The 19,018-nt window shown below is 60.2% G+C and carries 14 protein-coding genes; 2 read left to right on the top strand and 12 right to left on the bottom strand.

The genetic code is table 11. The features are described from left to right. The gene (gene rimP / locus DXA43_RS02420; RefSeq protein WP_117564814.1) at nt 1-495 is read right to left on the bottom strand and encodes a ribosome maturation factor RimP; all 495 of its coding nucleotides are present in this window, start codon (nt 493-495) and stop codon (nt 1-3) included. 370 nt (nt 496-865) lie between these two features. Here rimP and DXA43_RS02415 point away from each other — a divergent pair, with 370 nt between their 5' ends. Beyond that, nucleotides 866-1,438 (top strand): hypothetical protein, encoded by a 573-nt coding sequence (locus tag DXA43_RS02415; RefSeq protein ID WP_117806153.1) that lies wholly within the window; start codon nt 866-868, stop codon nt 1,436-1,438. Nucleotides 1,439-1,542: 104 nt separating this feature from the next. On the opposite strand, the gene leuS is transcribed toward DXA43_RS02415, so the two are convergent. Together leuS and DXA43_RS02405 are read right to left on the bottom strand one after the other, a co-directional pair. Beyond that, on the bottom strand, nt 1,543-4,119 hold the full coding sequence (gene leuS, locus DXA43_RS02410; protein WP_117806152.1) for a leucine--tRNA ligase: 2,577 nt from the start codon (nt 4,117-4,119) through the stop codon (nt 1,543-1,545). Nucleotides 4,120-4,381: 262 nt separating this feature from the next. Beyond that, complete coding sequence (locus tag DXA43_RS02405; protein ID WP_117736274.1) at nt 4,382-5,893, bottom strand: IMP dehydrogenase; 1,512 nt, start codon at nt 5,891-5,893, stop codon at nt 4,382-4,384. Nucleotides 5,894-6,086: 193 nt separating this feature from the next. On the opposite strand from DXA43_RS02405, the gene DXA43_RS02400 reads away from it, so the two are divergent. Next, nucleotides 6,087-6,431 (top strand): winged helix-turn-helix domain-containing protein, encoded by a 345-nt coding sequence (locus DXA43_RS02400; RefSeq protein WP_117806151.1) that lies wholly within the window; start codon nt 6,087-6,089, stop codon nt 6,429-6,431. On the opposite strand, the gene DXA43_RS02395 is transcribed toward DXA43_RS02400, so the two are convergent. The 9 genes from DXA43_RS02395 to DXA43_RS02355 all read right to left on the bottom strand — a co-directional run bounded on the left by DXA43_RS02395 (nt 6,421) and on the right by DXA43_RS02355 (nt 18,732). After that, complete coding sequence (locus DXA43_RS02395) at nt 6,421-7,425, bottom strand: PLP-dependent transferase (RefSeq protein WP_117806150.1); 1,005 nt, start codon at nt 7,423-7,425, stop codon at nt 6,421-6,423. The two genes, DXA43_RS02400 and DXA43_RS02395, sit on opposite strands and share 11 nt — an antisense overlap. A 211-nt stretch (nt 7,426-7,636) precedes the next feature. After that, nucleotides 7,637-8,302 (bottom strand): DUF4956 domain-containing protein, encoded by a 666-nt coding sequence (locus DXA43_RS02390; protein ID WP_117806149.1) that lies wholly within the window; start codon nt 8,300-8,302, stop codon nt 7,637-7,639. 3 nt (nt 8,303-8,305) lie between these two features. Beyond that, the gene (locus DXA43_RS02385; protein WP_117806148.1) at nt 8,306-9,097 is read right to left on the bottom strand and encodes a polyphosphate polymerase domain-containing protein; all 792 of its coding nucleotides are present in this window, start codon (nt 9,095-9,097) and stop codon (nt 8,306-8,308) included. Next, complete coding sequence (locus tag DXA43_RS02380; protein ID WP_117806147.1) at nt 9,084-10,853, bottom strand: CotH kinase family protein; 1,770 nt, start codon at nt 10,851-10,853, stop codon at nt 9,084-9,086. Before DXA43_RS02380 ends, DXA43_RS02385 begins: the two co-directional genes overlap by 14 nt. After that, entirely contained in the window at nt 10,843-12,387 is a 1,545-nt protein-coding gene (gene pelG, locus DXA43_RS02375; protein ID WP_117806146.1) for an exopolysaccharide Pel transporter PelG, read from the bottom strand. The genes DXA43_RS02380 and pelG overlap by 11 nt, the downstream gene beginning before the upstream one ends. A 3-nt stretch (nt 12,388-12,390) precedes the next feature. Beyond that, nucleotides 12,391-13,818 carry a GT4 family glycosyltransferase PelF gene (pelF, locus tag DXA43_RS02370; RefSeq protein ID WP_117806145.1) on the bottom strand — a complete coding sequence of 476 codons (1,428 nt, stop codon included), beginning with the start codon at nt 13,816-13,818 and terminating at the stop codon, nt 12,391-12,393. After that, complete coding sequence (locus DXA43_RS02365; RefSeq protein WP_117806144.1) at nt 13,815-15,695, bottom strand: DUF2194 domain-containing protein; 1,881 nt, start codon at nt 15,693-15,695, stop codon at nt 13,815-13,817. The genes pelF and DXA43_RS02365 overlap by 4 nt, the downstream gene beginning before the upstream one ends. After that, complete coding sequence (locus DXA43_RS02360; protein WP_117806143.1) at nt 15,692-16,597, bottom strand: hypothetical protein; 906 nt, start codon at nt 16,595-16,597, stop codon at nt 15,692-15,694. The genes DXA43_RS02365 and DXA43_RS02360 overlap by 4 nt, the downstream gene beginning before the upstream one ends. Continuing rightward, entirely contained in the window at nt 16,594-18,732 is a 2,139-nt protein-coding gene (locus DXA43_RS02355) for a DUF4118 domain-containing protein (RefSeq protein ID WP_117806142.1), read from the bottom strand. The genes DXA43_RS02360 and DXA43_RS02355 overlap by 4 nt, the downstream gene beginning before the upstream one ends. Between the last annotated feature and the right edge of the window lie 286 nt (nt 18,733-19,018).

Genomic DNA, 19,018 nt, shown 5'->3' with positions numbered 1-19,018 from the left:
TTACTTTCCTTCCTTCGCGGGCTTGAAGTCGTAGGTGGGCTTCAACTTGCACTTTTTAACATCAGAGAAATCGAGGGTGACGGACTCGCCGTCCTCGAGCTCGAGGGTCACGTCGGTCTCGGTCGCAGCGGCAATCTTGCCGGCGTACTTGCGACGGCCCTCGGTGGCGGTGGAGGTGAGCTCACAATTCTCGCCCACAAAGCGGGCAAAGTCGCGCGGACGGCGCAGCGGGCGCGCCATGCCCGGGCTCGACACCTCGAGCGTATAGCTCGAAGAGATGGGGTCGAGCTCCTCGATTACATCGCCGACCCATTTGGTGTTGGCCGTGACGTCGTTGAGCGACAGGCTCTGACCCTCAGCACCCTCGATACGCACGCGCACGCAGGGGGCCTTGGTGGCGCCCACGAGCTCGACGTCGACGATGTCGACATCGTGCTGGGGAGCGACGGCCTCGAGCGCGTCGATGATCGCCTGCTCGGTCTTGGTCTTGACCATTGCGGCACCTCCATCCATACAAAAAAGAAGCGGGGCCGAAACCCCACTTCTTTCAATTACAACTTCATTTGCAAGCAAACTATACCAATAGCTGCGGAAACGCGCAAGCACAGTACGAATCTGCAGGTCAGCGTGCGCACAGGTTCTCCACAAGAATAGGACAATTGACCGAGGAGCCCCATGCGGCGCACCCTCAACAGCACCAAAACGGGCCATGCGTCCCAGAGCGCCGACCGAATCGGGCCCTATGGGCATTCCATCCCTGGGCGCACATCGGCCAGACTAAAGCTGAGAGGCATTCTGTAGCGAGAAAGCCTGCCGCACGCATTGACCACACAACCTTCCAGTATCTCCACGGCAAGGAGGATCCATGGAACGCCTAGGCACCCTCTGCGCGACCGCGCTCGTCGTAGCTGCCTGTTCGTTCGCTCTGACGGCCTGCAACAACATCGATGGCAAAACCGGACCATGCGAACCGGATCTCGGCAGCACAAAAGCCATCGAGAAAACGACGTCATCGGAGAGCTTCGACAAAATAAACGAAGACACCGTCGATCCCCAGGGCTTGGGTCCCGACCCCCAAGAACAGTTCCCCATCGACCTTGAGGCAGACGAAAACGTCCATGTTACCTGCGTGGGCAAGGACACCGACGGCTACGGAGACGCGGCGCTCGTCTTTACGGTGACCAACAATACCGATGTCGACATGATGTTTGGCGATGTGGACTCCTATGCCTACGTCAACGGCGTGGTCCGCGATGTGCGCATGCGCCAGCAGGTCGCAGCGGGCGAGGAAACGCGCGCCATGCTCGCCTTTGTAGGCACCTTCGACGACCCGGACTTTGATGTGAACAACGAACTCAACGACATCTACCTCAACATTTGGATGTTCGAAGAGGCAACGGGCAACGTTTACTTTAGGGACCTGGTACACATCCCGTAGAAGACGGTGCGACGCACTGACTAAGCAGGGCAGACAACACAAAACGAGGGACGACCCAACCGGACCGTCCCTCGTTTATTGCATGTCAGCTTTACGCGCAGCGCTTACTTGACCACCAGGTTGACCAGCTTGCCGGGCACGCAGATGGCCTTGACGACCGTCTTGCCCTCAAGCCACTTGGCAACGGCTTCCTCAGCGGCAGCTTGCATCTCCTCGTTGGAGGCGTCGCGGGCGACGTCGATGCGGCCACGGACCTTGCCGAGCACCTGGACGACGATCTGCACCGTATCCTCGATGGACTCGGCCAGGTCGAACTCGGGCCAGGCGGCGGTGTAGGCGTTGCCCTCGCAGCCGAGGGCCTCGTGCCACAGTTCGTCGGCCCAGAACGGGCAGATGGGGGCAAGGACGCTCACGATATCCTTAGCCACGCCGTAGCACAGCGCCTTGTCGCGGGCGGCACCCTCGGTGGCGTTGAGGTAGGCGCTCGCCGCGTTGACGAGCTCCATGACGGCCGAGATGGCGGTGTTGAACTGGCCACGATCGAAGTCCTCGGTGCACTTGGCGATGGTGCGGTGACGCTCGCGATAGAGCTTCATCGCGACCTCGTCGAGTGCGGACTTGTCGAAGGCCACGTTGGCGTCGCCGGACTGGACGAGCTGCCACACGATACGCCAGGCGCGCTTGATGAAGCGGTTGGCGCCCTCGACGGCCTTGGGATCCCAGTCGAAGTCCTTCTCGGGCGGGGCGATAAACAGGATCGCCAGACGCATGGTGTCGGCGCCGTAGGGCTCAATGACCGAGCTCGGGGGCACGACATTGCCCTTGGACTTGGACATGGTGTCGCCGTTCTCGTCCTTGACCATTCCCTGGCACAGCAGGTTGGTGAAGGGCTCGTCCACACTCAGCAGGCCCAGGTCGCGCAGTGCCTTGGTAAAGAAGCGGCTGTAGAGCAGGTGCAGAATGGCATGCTCGATGCCGCCGATGTAGTTATCGACGGGCATCCAACGGTCGGCGGCCTCGCGGGAGAAAGGCAGCTCGGTGTTGTGCGGGTCGGTATAGCGCAGGTAATACCAGCTGGAGCAAGTGAAGGTGTCCATGGTATCGGTCTCGCGCTTGGCCGGGCGGCCGCAGACCGGGCAGGTGGTCTCGTAGAACTCCTTACACTCGGCGAGGGTCTCGCCGGCGCCCAGGTCCAGGTTCTCGGGCAGCGTTACCGGCAGCTGGTCCTCGGGCACGGGCACGATGCCGCAGTGCTCGCAGTGGATGGCCGGGATGGGGTTGCCCCAATAGCGCTGGCGGGAAATGAGCCAGTCGCGCAGACGGAACTCGACCTTACGACGACCGCAGCCCATGGCCTCGAGGTCAGCAACGATTGCAGCCTCGCCCTCGGAGTGCTTGCCGCCGCGCATACCGGTGTACTTGCCGGACTGGACGAGCGTGCCCTCGGCAGCATGGGCGCAATCCCAGTCGACGGTCTCGGCATGGAAGGTATCGATGGTCTCGCCGTTGGCCTCGACGGCAGCGCGGTCGTCATCGTCCAGGATGATCGGCACGATCGGCAGATCGTATTTGCGGGCGAACTCAAAGTCGCGCTGGTCGCCGCAGGGAACGGCCATGACAGCACCGGTGCCGTAATCGGCCACGACGTAGTCGGCAACCCACACGGGGATCTTCTCGCCGTTGACGGGGTTCACCACGTAGCGGCCCGTAAAGGCGCCGTGCTTCTCGAGAGTGCCCTGGGCACGCTCGACGGCAGAGATATGCTTGGAGTCCTCGACAATCTTGGTGACGGCCTCCTCGTACTGAGTGCCCTCGACGAGCTCGTGCAGACGGGCGTACTCGGGAGACAGGACAAAGAAGGAAACGCCAAAGAGCGTGTCGGCGCGCGTGGTGAAGACGGTGATCTTGCCCTCGTCGCCCTCGATAGGCTCGCCATCGGCATCGCACAGGGTAAAGTCGACCTCGGCGCCCTCGGAGCGACCGATCCAGTTGGCCTGCATCTGCTTGACGCGCTCGGGCCAGCCGGGAAGCTTCTCCAAGTCGTCGAGCAGTTCCTGGGAGTAGTCGGTGATCTTGTAGTACCACTGCTCAAGGTCGCGCTTCTCGGGCTCGGTGCCGCAACGCCAGCACTTGCCCTCGGTCACCTGCTCGTTAGCCAAAACGGTCTTGCAGGTGGGGCACCAGTTAACCGGATTCTTCTTACGATAGACCAGGCCCTTTTCCCACATCTTCTCAAAGATCCACTGGCCCCAGCGATAGTAGTCGGGGCTGCAGGTCTTAACGGTGCGATCCAGGTCGTAGGAGAAGCCCATGCGCCTCATCGTGGCGAGCGCCTGGTCCATGTTCTTATACGTCCAGGCGGCAGCCTGCGTGTTGTGCTTGATGGCGGCGTTCTCGGCAGGCAGGCCAAAGGCGTCAAAGCCGATGGGGTGCAGCACATCGTAGCCGCGCATGCGGGCCTGACGGGCCATGGCATCGCCGATGGTATAGTTGCGCGCGTGGCCCATGTGCAGGTCGCCCGACGGATACGGGAACATCTCGAGCACGTACTTCTTGGGCTTGCTGGCGTCGGTGTCGACGGCAAAGAGGTTGGAGTCCTCCCAGGCCTTCATCCACTTGGACTCAATGGCCTGCGCGTCGTAGGCAGGGATCTCGTCCTTATGATCTGTGCAATCGCACATATCAGCTCCTTTGTTATCTCGGTTGGGGCGGGGCGTTCTTACCTTTACTCGCTGCTGCGGACAGTCCTGCTCGCACGAAGAGCACATTAAGTGCTCTTCGGCTCGTGCGGAACTTGCAGTGAGCAAAGGTAAGAACGCCCCGCCACATCGTTAACTCGCATGATGATAGCAAATACGACAAGCGAGATGCCTGCGACTTGCAGGCATCTCGCTTTATCTAAATAACGTGGTTGAAACTCAACCTTTATGTGCAGCTCTTATCCTATCGATAAGACACAGACTGCTGGGAGTCTTTCACGACTACGTCGTGGGCGCCGCCTTCGACGATGGAGGTGGAGCTCACCAGGGTCAGACGTGCCTTTTCTTGGAGCTCGGGGATCGAAAGGGCGCCGCAGTTGCACATCGTGGACTTGACCTTGTAGAGCGTGCCGCCCACGCCGTCCTTGAGGGAACCGGCATAGGGAACGTAGGAGTCGACGCCCTCGACGAAGCTGAGCTTCGCCGCGCCGCCCAGGTCGTAGCGCTGCCAGTTGCGAGCACGCGCAGAACCCTCGCCCCAGTACTCCTTCATGTACTGGCCGTTGACGTTGACGCGCTCGGTCGGGCTCTCATCGAAGCGGGCGAAGTAGCGACCCAGCATCATAAAGTCGGCACCCATAGCAAGGGCGAGCGTCATGTGGTAGTCGTATACGATACCGCCGTCGGAGCACACGGGCACGTAAACACCGGTCTCCTCGTAGTACTCGTCACGGGCGCGGCAGACGTCGATCAGCGCGGTGGCCTGGCCACGACCGATACCCTTGGTCTCGCGAGTGATGCAGATGGAACCGCCGCCGATACCGACCTTGATGAAGTCGGCACCGCAGTCGGCCAAGAAGCGGAAGCCCTCGGCGTCGACGACGTTACCGGCACCGACCTTGACGTCCTCGCCGTAGTTGGCGCGAATCCACTCGATGGTGCGCTTCTGCCACTCACTGAAGCCCTCGGAGGAGTCGATGCACAGGACATCGGCACCAGCCTCGATGAGCAGCGGCACGCGCTCGGCATAGTCGCGGGTGTTGATACCGGCGCCGACCATATAGCGCTTGTCGCCGTCGAGCAGCTCGTTGGGGTTGGTCTTGTGGCTGTCGTAATCCTTGCGGAAGACGATGCCCATGAGGTGATCGTTGTCGTCAACGATGGGCAGAGCGTTGAGCTTGTTGTCCCAGATGACGTCGTTGGCAACCTTGAGGCTGATGTTCTTGTCGCCCACGATAAGCTGCTCACGCGGGGTCATGAACTCGGAGACCTTCTTCTGGTGGTCATCGCGGCTGGGGCGATAGTCACGGCTGGTGACGATGCCCAGGAGCTTGCCCTTGGGGGTGCCATCGTCGGTGACCGGCATGGTGGAGTGACCGGTCTTCTCCTTGAGCTCGATGACCTGTTCCATGGTCATGTCGGGAGTCAGCGTGGAATCGGACTGAACAAAGCCGGCCTTGTGATCCTTGACGGCCTTGACCATAGCGGCCTCGGACTCGGGGGTCTGAGAACCGTAAATGAAGGACAGGCCACCCTCGGTAGCGAGCGCGACACCCATGTCGACGCCCGAGACGGACTGCATGATGGCGGAAACCATGGGGATGTTCAGGGTGATTGCCGGCTTCTCACCGCGCTTGAAGCGGGTTAGCGGCGTCTTAAGAGAGACGTTGTTGGGGATGCACTGCGAGGACGAGTAACCAGGGACCAGCAGATACTCCGAAAACGTGTGGGACTCACCGGGAAAGAACGTAGCCATGTTTCTCCTTTTTCCATGCGACCGGTCGGCTGCAGGCCTCGTAGGACCCAGCCCAACCTTGGGCGCCCAATACTGGGGAAGTATCTTAACGCACTTTGACTGCTACAATGCATGGTTTAGAAAGAGCACACGAGGGTTTGACGCAGGCTTTGCGTTTGCCCAGCAAACACTTTAGCGGGGAGACGTGGAGCACATGGAGTACAAGACAACGGCAAAGTTGGTCATTCAAGCGTGCGACAAGGATCTGCCGGGCGTGTTCGGCCACGGCTGCGTCTTGCTGCTGCAGGGTATTGCCCGCGAGCACTCGCTCAACCGTGCCGCCAAGAGCATGGGTATGGCGTATTCCAAGGCCTGGCGCATTGTGAACGAGGCCGAAGGACAGCTGGGCTGCAAGCTCATCGAGCGCGACGGCGCCCGCGGATCCACGCTTACCCCCGCCGGCGAGCGAGCCATAGCGGTCTACGAGGAGCTGCAGACCGACATCAACAACGTCATCGCCTCAAAAGCCGACGACCTCATCGCCAGCATCAAAGAGTAGCTAACTTGCGAAGGGCGTTGTCTAGGGTGGACGCTACAACCAGGGGATCGTCGGTACCGGCGAAGAGGCGGATGGTGCTCCCCTGCTTGCCGCGTGGAGCCGAAAGGCGCGTCGTTGCGCCGCCGGCGGGCGATGTGCGAAACTCCCCCGGCAAAGCATCGAAGAGATCACCCGCGCTACGCTCGATAAGGTCAAACTCAACTGCGGGGCCAAAGCCGTGCTCGAGGATTCCCGTTGCAACCGCATGGTCGGGATGCGAGGTCAGCCCGGGATAGCGCACGTTGCGTACCATCTCGTTGGCGGCCAGATACTCGGCCAGCGCACGGGCGCGATCGAAGTGGGCCTGCATGCGAGCGTCGAGCGAAGACAGCCCCCGCTCCAGCATGCAAGCCTCATTAACAGAAAGGTCGAGTGCAGACGCACCGCAATCCGCAAGAAGCGCATGCGCACACTCGGCGGCGGCATCCACGCGATGGCGCTTAAGCTGCGAGCGCGCCACCGAAGCGGCGACGAGCTTGCGCGGCGCAACGCCGGCACACACGCGGTCGAGCGCCTCGAGCGAAAGCACGGCGCCCAGACGCAGCGGGTTGCACCCAAAGACGCCCGACACAGTGTTATCAACTACGAGCAGCGCATGCGACTCACGAGCCGCGCGGCCCAGAGCGCGAAGGTCGGGCACACGCAGACCAAACCCGCCGATGGAGTTGACAAACCACCACAGGTGCGGCCCCTCGGCATCAAACGAAGCATCAAAGCCCTCGGACGCAGCAGCAAACGCCGCAGCCGCGGGCTCCCCCACCAGCGCAACATCGCAGCCATCAAAGCCGCAGGCAAACGCATCGGCAAAGTCGTCCGCAAAGGCCACCAAGCGATCGCCGGGCTGCACAATCCCCAGCATCGACAGCGCCGCCGGCACATGCGAGGCCGCAACAAGACGCGCCTCACGCGCACCAGCCCTTGCAGCCCAGGCCTCTTCTAACTGTTGCACGTCCACGCGACACCGTCCCTTAAATAATAAAACTGAACCAAATTAGCCATCCTGGAAGAGCACGCGCCAGCGAGCGGGCAGCTGTCGTGGCGAGGTGCCGTGAAAGAGGAGCGACGCGTACTTCATGTACGCGAGCGACGGTTTGAGCGGCAGATCGCCCGGCAGATGCCCGCGCAGCGTCGAGCGGTCCGGCGTTCGTTAGAACGCCGGAACAAAATTAGCCGTGATATTCGCCGTTGTACTGGATGAGCGTCAGGTCCTCAACGCCGTCGAGCGCGCGAATCGCGTCGGCATAGGGCATGTCAACGCCGTCCGAGAACACCTCGACGGCCATCTCGACCTTGTCACCGCACATCGTCTTGGATTTGTCGGTGAACTTGGTGCGCCCAAATGCACGCACGATATCATCGCCGGTGGTCTGCCCCGTGTAGTGGATGACCATCATGTACACGCGCGCCTTGTCCTGGTGGCTCGCAAAGCCGGCAATCATCACCACGATCACCACCGCCGTGAGCCCCACGAGCGCATACATACCGGCTCCCGCCGTAATGCCCGTGGTAATGGACCAAAACAGATACAGCAGGTCGAGCGGGTCCTTGACCGCCGTACGGTAGCGGACGATAGACAGAGCACCGACCATACCAAGCGAGATGACCACATTCGTCGAGATCGCGAGCGTGACCATGCAGGTGAGCACGCACATGCCCACGAGCGTTACGGCAAAACTGCGTGAATACACTACGCCGGTAAAAAAGCGCTTGTACACGTAATAGATCAGGATGCCCATGGCGAGCGCCACGAGCAGCGACAGGCCGATCTTGGCAGGGTCGACCTGACCAAACGCCTCCAAGACGGAGTTCTTAAAAAAGTCCCTGGTGCTCATGATCTAAATATCCCCTCGGTTCTCAAAATCCGATTCCCAGTAATTAAATCCGCGCAGGTAGGCGGTCTTTTCGTAACACAGGCAGTACTTAGAGACCGCCGTGAGTTCGGCCGCACCTGGCGGCACCATATCGCGCACCAGCTGCGGGCAAAACTCGGTAAACTTGACCTCCATCACCAGCTTGCCGGGCTCCAGCACGGGCAACGCGGGCAACGTCGCGTCAAAGATGTCAAAGCTTCCCACCGCCGCACGCACGTTGCTATCAAAGGTAATGCGCACGGTACCTTCGTCCATCACCCACGGCTCGCGCTCGTAGTCCACGATGGTCCGCGGGCGCATCATATTGCAAATGCACTCGATGTAGAACTCGCGACAGAGCGGATAGGGGCTCCTCAGCAAAAAGTCGTAGTCGCTAGCCAGAATCTGCTCAAACTCGTCGCGCGTGAGTGGCGCGTCCTCCTTGTAGATCCAGCTGCCGTACTTCTTTTTGCGCTCGAGCTTAATCACCTTGTCGCTGCCGTTATAGATGCGCACGCGATACTTTTTGCGCATGAGAATACCGGCGTCTTTTTCCTCGTAGGCCGAGTTGCAGTAGTCGTCAAAGTACAGGCTGCGAATGGTGTAACCACCCGCCCGCGCATGCTTGTCCAGTTTAAAAACCGGCACCATGCGGCAGGCAAGCGCGGCGTGCTCGCCCTCGTTAATGAGATATTTGAGTTCATGGCGGTAACGCTCCTGCGTGGTACGCGCAGGAGGTGCCGCCAGGCGCTCAAGCAGCGCGCTAGCCCTCCTCATACGTGTCCTCCACGACCTTACCGCCGTCTTGCACGTAAAAACACTTCATGCCGTAGTGCTTGCCGTCGTCGGTCACATAGTAGTCAAACGCATCTTGCGTATAGCCGTCTGAGTTGGTGGCGCGCACGCGCACAAAATACTGGCCGGCATCGGGCGCATCGCAGGTCACCTCGGGAAGCAGCACGTCCTCGGCCTTAAAAAGCACGTCGCTTATGGCATAGTCGCGCGCCAGCTCCACGGTATAGCGAATGTCACGCGCCTTAAAGTCGTAAGACGCATCCCAGTTCATGCGCAGCTTACCGTTATCGATCTGCGGCACGCCAATGTAGAACGGCATGGGCTTTTTATAGCTCTCGCGAAAGCTCTTGTAGTTCTCCTCGATCTCGGAGGGAATCGCCGCGGCAATCTGCACGTATTCGTCCTTGGTGACAGGCAGATTGTCGATATCGGGCGAAGCAAAGACCAGCGATTCGGTAACCTCGCGATAATGTTTAATCATCTTGGCCAGGCGTGCCTCGGTCAAATACGAGCGCAGGTCCTTGACGGCGCGGTCGAGCTCACTGCGAAACGCCTTACTGCGCAGCGCACGATTGAATAGCACGTTGCCCCAGTAGTTGCTTACGCCGCGCTCCCAGCTCGCATAGTCCGAGAACCCGGCAAGAGAAAGCTCCAGCTTACGCAGCATACCGTCGTTGTCCCAATCGAGGATGTACCACGTATTGGAGTTGAGCGGGCTATACAGATAGCAGTTACGGTTCTGCGTATCGCAGTTGCCCGTCAGAATCTGAAACGCCAGCCAATAGACCAGGTTCTCGGTATCAAAGTAGGTGTCGAGCACGTCATCGATCTTTTGCGATTCGTCGTTGAGGGCGTCGAGCATCTCGATGAGCTTGGTGTGGTCTGAATCGCCCTTAATCTCGAGCATGCCCTCAAAGCTTGCCTGGTTGTAGTCGGGATCGTCGGCAAGCTTAATGGTGTCCTCGTAGCGATGGAAATCAAAGCTGTTCACCTTGTACAGGTGTCCGCTCTTATCCAGGCCATGTGCCTTAAGCGCCGTCTTGTTGAGCTGCTCCACCTGCGTAAACAGGCCGTAGTCCTCAAAGGTATCGTTGGACTTTTCGGTTTGGTCGCACACCCACAGATGCACAAACTGCGTGCGCAGACCCATCATCTGGGGAATCCCACGGATAAGGTCGTAGGCCATCTTGTTGCGAAAACGCATACCCTCGCCCATGTGCTTGTTGAGCGCAATCGCGCGCTGTTGGCGCCAGGTGCCCTTGCCTTTTTTGAGCTCCACCTTGTAATTCTTTTGCGTGTAGGAGCTCGACGTCTGGCCGCGCACCTGCACGGTGGCATTGGGCGCTTCCTCGCCATAGCCAACCTCGCCGGCCACCGGGCCGTCTTCGTCGCCCGCCTGCAGCAGGCCCATAACCTGATAGCGCGTCACGCCCATGTCGGCATAGTCATACACCGAGTACGTATTGATCTCGGCCCAGCTGTGGTCGGTGTTCTCGGAGCTGTTGCCGCGCGAGACCGTCAGGTACATGGTCACAATGTCCGAGTCGTCGTAGACCTCGTACAGCTCATCTTTATCGCGCAAATGCTTGGACTGGTCGGAAGCATCGGCTTTTTTTATCTTGCCCTGTTTTTTGACTTTTTTGGTCGAGGATTCGTCCTGAGATGAGCAGCCCGAAAGCAGCAGCGCGCCGGCAGCCGCCTCGATCAGACAGCGACGAGACATCAACTTATCGATCATCAGAACCTCCCCAATGGTTGCGATACACGCGAACTACTGCGCGCTGAAACCCGCCGTGCGGCACACCCTTATGGCGGCCTTCCTCATAGCGCTGTTCGGCACGGTCGAGCATGCGGCGCAGCTGTGTAAAGCGACCCGTTTTGTCGGTCGCCACAATGGGCTGCTGGCTCAGGATACGATACGGCAAGTTGGCGGTATAGGTATCGAGCCGCAGCAGCGCCACGAAAAAAAACACCGCGGCACCCAACAAAAAGCCAAAGCCGTAAAACTGCTGCGGCAAAAGCAACGACACGGCGGTCGCGAGCCCCGCCACACCGGCAAACAGGCCCGAGGCCAGCACGGCCCCCTTGTAGTCGGTAAAGTACAGCAAGATCAACAGGATCGTGTTGCCCACGGCATACAGGCCGTAGCCTAGGCATAACGTGCGAAAATACCCGTGCATAAGGTTGTTAAAGCCCAGCGGCAGGGCCGAGAGCACTGTGGTCTCGAGCGAGATGACCGCCGCGGTCACAAACAGCTGCTTGAGCGCGCAAAAGCGCAGTTCGCTGTTGAGCGTGGAGAGCATCTCCTCCTCGGCCACCACAATATCGCCCACCACGCCGCCGTCGTTAAACAGGCTGTAGTAGTCACGGTAGCGCGGATAGAAATTGACCTCGACCGACACCACAAAGTTGACGGTCGTGACGAGTGTGGTCAAAAACGCAATGAGTGCCGGCACGTCATGGTAAGGAGCCCCGTAAAACAGGCCTTTGATCTGCACGCCAATAGGGCCCGCCCAGATAATAACCAGGTGTACGAAAAGCCCCAAGTTGGTAAACAGCCCCGTAAGCGCAAGCGGCATAAATTGGTCGAGCCAGCGCAAAAAACGCCAGGGACTCCGGTCACTCCGTGGAAAATACCGGTACAGCAGCACCACGTCCCAGGCCAGCATGACGCCGTAGCCTAGGGCGATTGACGCCAACAGGCCCTCGACCGGCGGCAGTCCCAGCGCCAGCGCTGCCAGGGCGCACAGGCACGCCACGCCAATGGCAGCCGCAAAGCTGCACAGGATGCCGCGGTAATCTTTGATGGCCGTGAGATAGCTCATGCCGTTCCAGTTGACGATCATAATGTTGAACAGCCACAGGCACAGCAGCCCCTGCAGCAGCGTGGCGCCCGAGAACAGCAAAAAGACGCCATAGAGCACCGTGCCCGCAACGAGCATGATGGCGTTGGAGCCCCAAAACGAAGGCAGGATCTCATCCTCGCGCTCGGCAAAGAGCATGTCGGCCAAAAAGCGCGTGACCGGCATGGAGAAAAAGCTTGTGAGCGTGAGCGATGCCAGCAGCGTATAGGTCACCATGCACACCAGCAGATCCTGGTTGGCGCGCCCCACGCCCCACAGACCGCACAGCACCAGGATACCCACCTGGAGCAGCACGCCCAGCAGCATGGGGCCCGTGCACACAATGCCAGCGTAGCCATAGGCGCGCATCGAGGCAAACAGACCCTTGCGCCTAAACAGGCGCTTGAGCTCAAAACCGATTCCGGCCACCGGCTACTCCCCCTCTCTGGGCAGGTCAAACGCTTGCGCCGTCTTGTCGTACAGCGCGCGATAGTTGGCGAGCATCTGCTCGTGCAAGAAGTACGTGGCAACGCGACGCTGGCCGCGCTCCCCCATCTCAATGCGACGAGCGCGGCTTGTGCACATGCGTTCCATGGCATCGGCCAAGCCCTTGCGATACATAGGCGGCGTCACAAAACCCGCCACGCCAAAGTCATCGCCCGGGGCGCCTTCGAGAAGCTCGCGACAGCAGCCCACCTCGGTCGTCACGCAGGGACGGCGCGCTGCAAGCGACTCCAGCACGCTGAGCGGCTGGCCCTCGGAGATGCTCGTCAAAATGGTGAAGTCAAGCTTTTCCATGTACTCGACCACGTTGACGCGCCCGGTAAAGATCAAGTCGCGCACGCCCAGGGTATCGACGAGCGCATGGCACTCGGCTCCGTACTCCTCGTCATCCACGCCGCCCATAATGTGCAGGCGCACCTTGGGCAGGCGCTCATGCAGCTCAAAGAACGCATAGATCATGGTCTTGACGTCCTTGATGGGCGCCAGGCGCACCACCGCGCCAATGTCCACCCAGCCGTCATTGGGCTTTAAGGGAATGTCCTTAAAGCGGTCGAACTGGATGCCGTTGGGGATGACCAGGCATTTACCCGCATCGCAGGCCATATCGATCTGCGTCTTGCGGGCGTTATGGAACAAACTCGTCACGCGGAAGGCGCGGCGGTAGATCTCCTCCGAAAGCAGGTAGAAAAAGCGAATCCAGCGGTCCTTAAACGAGGGCACCACCCAGTCGGCGCGAATGATCTCTTCCTCGCGCTCACGGGTATAGATGCCATGCTCGGTCAGCAGCACCGGCGCATGGTGAACGCTTGAGCCAAGGCAGGCGAGCAGGCCACCGTAGCCGGTCGAGATGGCATGGTACACATCGGCCACCGGCACCTTGCTGCCCAACAGGTAGAGCACGGGAAGCAACATGGAGCGCATGGTGTGGAATGCATCGGCAAAGGGCGTGTAGGGGTACTCGGCCAGGCACACGTCGCGAAAGATATCCATAAATGTGCGACTCTGCAAAAATGAGAGCGGATGCACGCGGCGGCGCTGGAAGATATCGAACAGCACGTCCCAGTCCGGATTGGAGAGCGACACCAGGCGGCGTAGCGCCTCGCGCTCGCGGTCGTCAAAACTGGCTTCGTGCTGCTCACCCGAAAGCCGCAGGGCATCGTCCAGGAACACCTCGTGTACCTCGACCACGTTGTCGGGCAGCTCGTAGACAAATTTACCGCGGTCGGCAGCATGCGCGCCAATCACCCACAGCACAAACTCGTGCTCGGGCATGGCCTGTATGTAGCCGTGCATCCAGGTAGATACGCCGCCGTGCACATAGGGGTAGCAACCCTCGAGTACCAAGCAGATTCTCATTTGTCGCCACCCTCCTTGCGCGCAATGGTCACCGTCTTGTCCGTGGCTTTGACCAGGTACAGGTCGCCCGTCAAATGCGTAATCTCGCCACCCGTGACTGCACCCGGCTCGCCGTTGTTGGCGCGGAACATAAGCCACGCCTCGTCGTGGAAATTACCCAAGCTGAGCGTCCAGGCATCCGCACTTGTATCCACGCTCACCGTCATGGACGAAAAACGCTGGATAGCGCCCGAGCATTCCGAGCCGGTCTGGCGACGCAGGTCGGGAGCAGACTTGGTAAGCCAGTCCAGGTAGTCAATCAGGCCGCCCTTGTAAACCTCCCAGCCCTCCTTGGCGCCGCGATCGGGATCCAAAAGGTCATCCGGATGCATAAAGTGCGTGCTCACGTAGTGCATGTTGAGCTCGGACACGGCAGCCAGGCGCATGTAGGAATCGTCGACCATGCCGCCCGAGACAATACGCGGCTGCTCCACAATGCCATCGCTCGCCACGCCAAACTCCTGCACGTACGGCAGGTCGGTACCGTCCTCAAAATACGTGCTGGCGATGGTCTTAATGCGCGGAACGTCGGTGCCGATAAGCTTGCGCGCGCGGGCCGAAAGGATATTTGACGGCGGCACGTAAACCGAGCCGTGCGCGTTGGGCAGCACCTCGTCCTGGAAAGCGATAAGCTCGTTGAGCGATGCGACGAGCGTTTCCTTGTTCTTCCAGGTCTTGTAGTCATACAGCGTGCCGTAATCGGTATCCCAGAGCGCCAGAGGCTGATGGTTGTAGCCGTGAAAGCCCAGCTCGCCGCCCATCTGCAGCAGCATGCCGCCAAAGTAGCGGAACTGCGTGGTATCGGCCTGGCGCGCGGGCTCGGTCTGGTTGACCGCATCCTCGTAGTTTTCGATCATCACGCCGGTATAGCGAATGCCGTATTTTTGCGCGAGCTTTTGCAGATCGGGCCACCAGACCTTGGTGTAAAAATCCGAAATGGAAAGGCCGTAGTCACGCTTGATGTAGGTGCCGTCGCCCGAGGGCACGGGGCTGGGAAAGTCGTCCAGATAGAAGACGGCGCTGTTGATGACCGGATAGGCCGTGGCATCGCCCAGCAAGCTTATGGCCGAAGCATAGAACCCACGCATGACCTTGTCGTAGATGCCGATATTGCACACCACGGTGCGACCGCTACCGCAGTCATTCGACCAAATGAGTGGGGCGCCCGCATCGGCGGTCTTAGCCCACACACGAGCCGTCTCGCGCAGCGAAACCGAAAGCGACGAATCAAAGGGGTCCGAGAGCTCGTAGCGATCTCCCCCGCCCAACATAAAGTCCTCGCTCGGAACGATACTTTCGGCTGTCGCATAGTCATATCCGGCCGATTCGATACCAAGCTTGGAAGCAATAGTCTGCAGGTAGTTCGAGTTATCTGGCGTCATGCCCAGCATAAGCGAACCGCCGGCACTCACCCAACTCATAATGTCGCTCAGGTGCGTACCGAGCCCATCGAGCGACGGCATGAGCAAAATCACGAGATCGTAGGAGGTCAGCGAGGGAATGGCATCTGCGCCATCCACGGCAAGGTCCACGTCGCGGTGCGCGATCTTCATGTCGAGCAGAATCTGGTCGAACTGCTCCTTTACGTCCTCGACGCCAGCTTGATCGGAATCGGTAATGACCAGGCACGTGGGCTTTTGGCCAAATATTGCCGAGGAGGCCGGAACTGCATCGTTGGCGGCAAGCATCCCCAGCTTATGCTGGCCCGCACTGTACTGCACGCCGGCGCGCTCCACCAGCAGCACGGCCGCCATGGCAATAAAGACCGCCCACACCACAAGCAGCCCCATCCAGCGAAAATGGCCCGCACGGTCGCGGATATGCTGTACCACGCTCATCGGGCCTCCTCTCCGTTGCGCCAAAACGCCAGTTCCTCGCGGTTGGCGGCGCTCAAGTATACATGCTGTTTGTCAATCGCATCGATCACGCGGTGGACCTCGTCACCGTCGCGGCGCATCACCGCAAGGCGCAGACAAAGCATCCAAACCTCCTGCTCCTCGGGCACATCGAGCACCAGCTGGTCGGTCACGGCCTGCGCCTCGTCGATCTGTCCGACATCGGCCAGCGCCGTCGCGTATCGAATGCGAAGCTCAAGGGTGTCCTCGCGCTCGCAGCGACGCGCAAGCAAACGCGCGTACTGTTGGCGCTGAATCTGAGCCACGCGCCCCTCGGCCAGGCCCGAGCCCAAGTATTCACCAAGAAAATCGCAGTATTCGTTGAGGTTTTGCGCGCTCGGGTCCGTCTTAAAGGCACGCTCCAGCTGCTGCAGTTTAAGGTCGGACTCCTTGGAGATCTGCACCACCGCCGTCGCGGCATAGTGAGCCACCTCAACGTCGTCGTTAAGCTTAGCCGCCTGCAGCTGCGCCAGGTAAGCGTCGGGCTCCTCGGTGAGCATGGAGAGCATTAGGCGGCGCCGTTCTGCCGGGTCGTTGATGATGAGCGCCTCCTCGAGCGGCACTACGCCTGCATCGTCCTCACCACTCGGTACCGACATACTACGATGCAGGTCGTCGTTGAAGCGCAGCGACTCCAGCGCAGACTCTTTCAGCCCCTCGCCAAACGCCGTTCCGCGGACCGATAGCAGAACCACCAGCAACGGGCCCCACAGCGGCACCAGCACTATCACAGCCAGCATATGCCCGCGCACCGGCAGCAGGCCCAACTTCATAAGCGTCCACAGCACCAGGCAAACCAGCGCATGAATCAGCAACAAGACGGCGGCAACGACAAGCGAGATCAAGCGGCACCCCCCTCACCGTCACCGGTGTCAGCAATATGCCGCAGCAGCGCCACGATGTCCTCGCCGTCGACGGGCTCCACCGCAATCTGCTTTGCGCTCAGGCGCTCGCGGATAATGGGCAGATCGCACGCCTTTGCCTGGCGCATAAGCAGGTAGAGCACGTCGCCATCGACCAAGCCCGCCGCATCGCTCTCGCGGATTGCCGACCCAATTGCGCCCACCAGCTCGCCGACAGACTCCATGCCCGGTACCACGCGCAGGAGCAAAAAGCTGCCCATCTTGCCATCTGCCAGCGCCTGCTCGGCCGCGAGCTCTTGGCCAAAGGCAGCCTGCTTGAGCACGCAAGTGCCGTCAACGCAGCGTTTATCCTGTGCCACCGCCTCGTAGTCAAAGGCACGGCCCAGCGCGCTTTCGACCAGGCCGCACAAGATGCGGAACAGATTTTGATAATAGAGGGTCATTTGGTTTTCGGCCGCGCGACGTACAAAGATCAACACGGCGGGTGCCCCGTCGCGCTCGATCGTGTATCCAAACATGGGAAGCCCCGGCGTCAGCTCGCGGTTCACCCACAGGTTCGAACGACCCCCGTCGCCCAAAAGGGGCGCAAGCTGCTCAAGCGTAAGCGAGCGTGCGGCATCTTCGGCAATCGCGGGACTTGCTGCCACCAAGCGTGCAAATGCTCCGCCAGAAACATGGTAGATCGTCACCGAATCGTTCTCGAGGATCTCGCCCAGAAGCTCGCAGCACTTGCGATAGATGTCGCGTGGGTTGAGCACGTCGAGCTCCTGCGTCACGGCAAAGATCTTGCCAAAGCTGTCGTGGCGACCCACGATCTGGCGCCTGTACGCACGCTTGTCCTCGATCGCGTCGTGGTAGAGCTGCGTAAGGAACGTATTGCGGTTGCGCACGAGCTCGTTTTGATCGCGCTCCGCCCTAATGGCTTCGCTGTTGCGCAGCTGCACATAGCCGCACACGGCACCCACAACAAAGTACGCGATAAACGGCAGCCAGTTGGACGGCTCGTAGAACAGGCCCTGGAAGGTATAGCCGTACAAAGTAAAGTAACTCGCAGCCAAACCCACCGACGCCAGCAGCGCCGCAACCAGACCAAAGTCCAAGCCATACAGCGTGCCGATGAGCACCACGTAGAGCAGGCGATAATCGAGCACGTTGAGCTGGGTCGATTGGGAGAACAAGCGCTCCAGCACTTCAAAGAGCACCCAGGCGGCTGCCGTCTCCAGGCATTTGACAGGCAGCGTGCGCATTTGAATGCGGTCGATGGCCGCGCGCAAGGGGTTGACCTTCTTTGCACGGCCAGCATCCCAGCGAGCCTGAATGGTCGAGAGGTCGCGCAGCAAGTCGTAGCGCTGAAACCAGCCATAGTGCACGCGAGCGACGTCGCTGGCGGGCAGGGCGTAGCCGGCAGAATCGCCATAGGCAACTGAGAGCCCTGGGAACAGTGCCTGAAGGGCCTCGCCCACCTCGCCCGCCGTATGATGGAAGGTATCGGCTACGTCGAGCGTCTCAAAGTTGCCATCCCAGCTGTCGAAGATACGGCGTACCAGCACCGAAAGCTCCTCGGCACACAGCAGGGGAAACGCCGCATCCTGCGCGCCCTGCAGAGCGGCCGATCCGGTTGAGCATGCGTCGAACATCGGCACCAAAAACGGGTCTTCCAGCGCGGCAGACGCGGTATACAGGAACGGCACGCGCAGGATCTTGGTCTGAACGCCCTCGCGAGCAGCGTAGTAGCGGCACAGGTCGTTGGCTGCGTGCGCGATAATGCCCTTGCCCGTTCGCCCCGCGGCATCGGCGGCACCCTCGGCACCCGCGGGCCCCGCTACATACAGCAGTTGGACCCGGCGACCCGCGCACGTACGAAAGACCGAGCGCAGCAGCTCGATATCGCCCACGGTATCGGTATGCGGGGTTAGGTAATTAGACAGGTAGACCACGCGGTCGAACTCGTAGGCCTGCTCCAAGTGCTGAAGCAGCTCTTTCCACGAGGCATGGGGCGACGACTCATCGCGGCGCGCTTCCTGCGCGGCTACAACCTTAACGTGGTCCCCAGGGAATGCCTTGGCGCAAAAGTCATCGTCAACATATGCGGTGTTGCCAACAACCAGCACCTCCATGGCGTACTCCTCCCCCAAAATCCACTTCTGTCATAGTCAAACCTGCGTATTATACGCTGTCAACGCGAGTTGGAACGCCTTTAAGGCTGTTTTAAGAACTTTTTTAGGGGATGTGGAGACACCAAGGTTGCTAAATGAGCGCCCAATCCGGAAGTGCGGTGAAAAACCGAGACCTGTCGACCAGACCCCTGTTTTGGGCATCCGCGACCTGCGGTTTTGTTGCCAAAAATCGGGGTGTGGGTGGCGCGCGCAGACGTGGTGTAAGAGCGTCCCGAGGTCCGTCGCT

The organism is Collinsella sp. OF02-10, assembly GCF_003463445.1.
Lineage (GTDB): Bacteria > Actinomycetota > Coriobacteriia > Coriobacteriales > Coriobacteriaceae > Collinsella.
The sequence above is the reverse complement of the archived record's forward strand: the minus strand, read 5'-3'. Positions and strand labels throughout refer to the sequence as shown.

Excerpts from the sequence above, each read along its gene's own strand:
- DXA43_RS02385 (WP_117806148.1), bottom strand. The coding sequence starts at position 9,097 with ATGAGGAGGGCTAGCGCGCTGCTTGAGCGCCTGGCGGCACCTCCTGCG.
- rimP (WP_117564814.1), bottom strand. The coding sequence starts at position 495 with ATGGTCAAGACCAAGACCGAGCAGGCGATCATCGACGCGCTCGAGGCC.
- DXA43_RS02390 (WP_117806149.1), bottom strand. The coding sequence starts at position 8,302 with ATGAGCACCAGGGACTTTTTTAAGAACTCCGTCTTGGAGGCGTTTGGT.
- leuS (WP_117806152.1), bottom strand. The coding sequence starts at position 4,119 with ATGTGCGATTGCACAGATCATAAGGACGAGATCCCTGCCTACGACGCG.
- DXA43_RS02365 (WP_117806144.1), bottom strand. The coding sequence starts at position 15,695 with ATGAGCGTGGTACAGCATATCCGCGACCGTGCGGGCCATTTTCGCTGG.
- DXA43_RS02355 (WP_117806142.1), bottom strand. The coding sequence starts at position 18,732 with ATGGAGGTGCTGGTTGTTGGCAACACCGCATATGTTGACGATGACTTT.
- DXA43_RS02405 (WP_117736274.1), bottom strand. The coding sequence starts at position 5,893 with ATGGCTACGTTCTTTCCCGGTGAGTCCCACACGTTTTCGGAGTATCTG.
- DXA43_RS02415 (WP_117806153.1), top strand. The coding sequence starts at position 866 with ATGGAACGCCTAGGCACCCTCTGCGCGACCGCGCTCGTCGTAGCTGCC.
- DXA43_RS02400 (WP_117806151.1), top strand. The coding sequence starts at position 6,087 with ATGGAGTACAAGACAACGGCAAAGTTGGTCATTCAAGCGTGCGACAAG.
- DXA43_RS02380 (WP_117806147.1), bottom strand. The coding sequence starts at position 10,853 with ATGATCGATAAGTTGATGTCTCGTCGCTGTCTGATCGAGGCGGCTGCC.
- pelF (WP_117806145.1), bottom strand. The coding sequence starts at position 13,818 with ATGAGAATCTGCTTGGTACTCGAGGGTTGCTACCCCTATGTGCACGGC.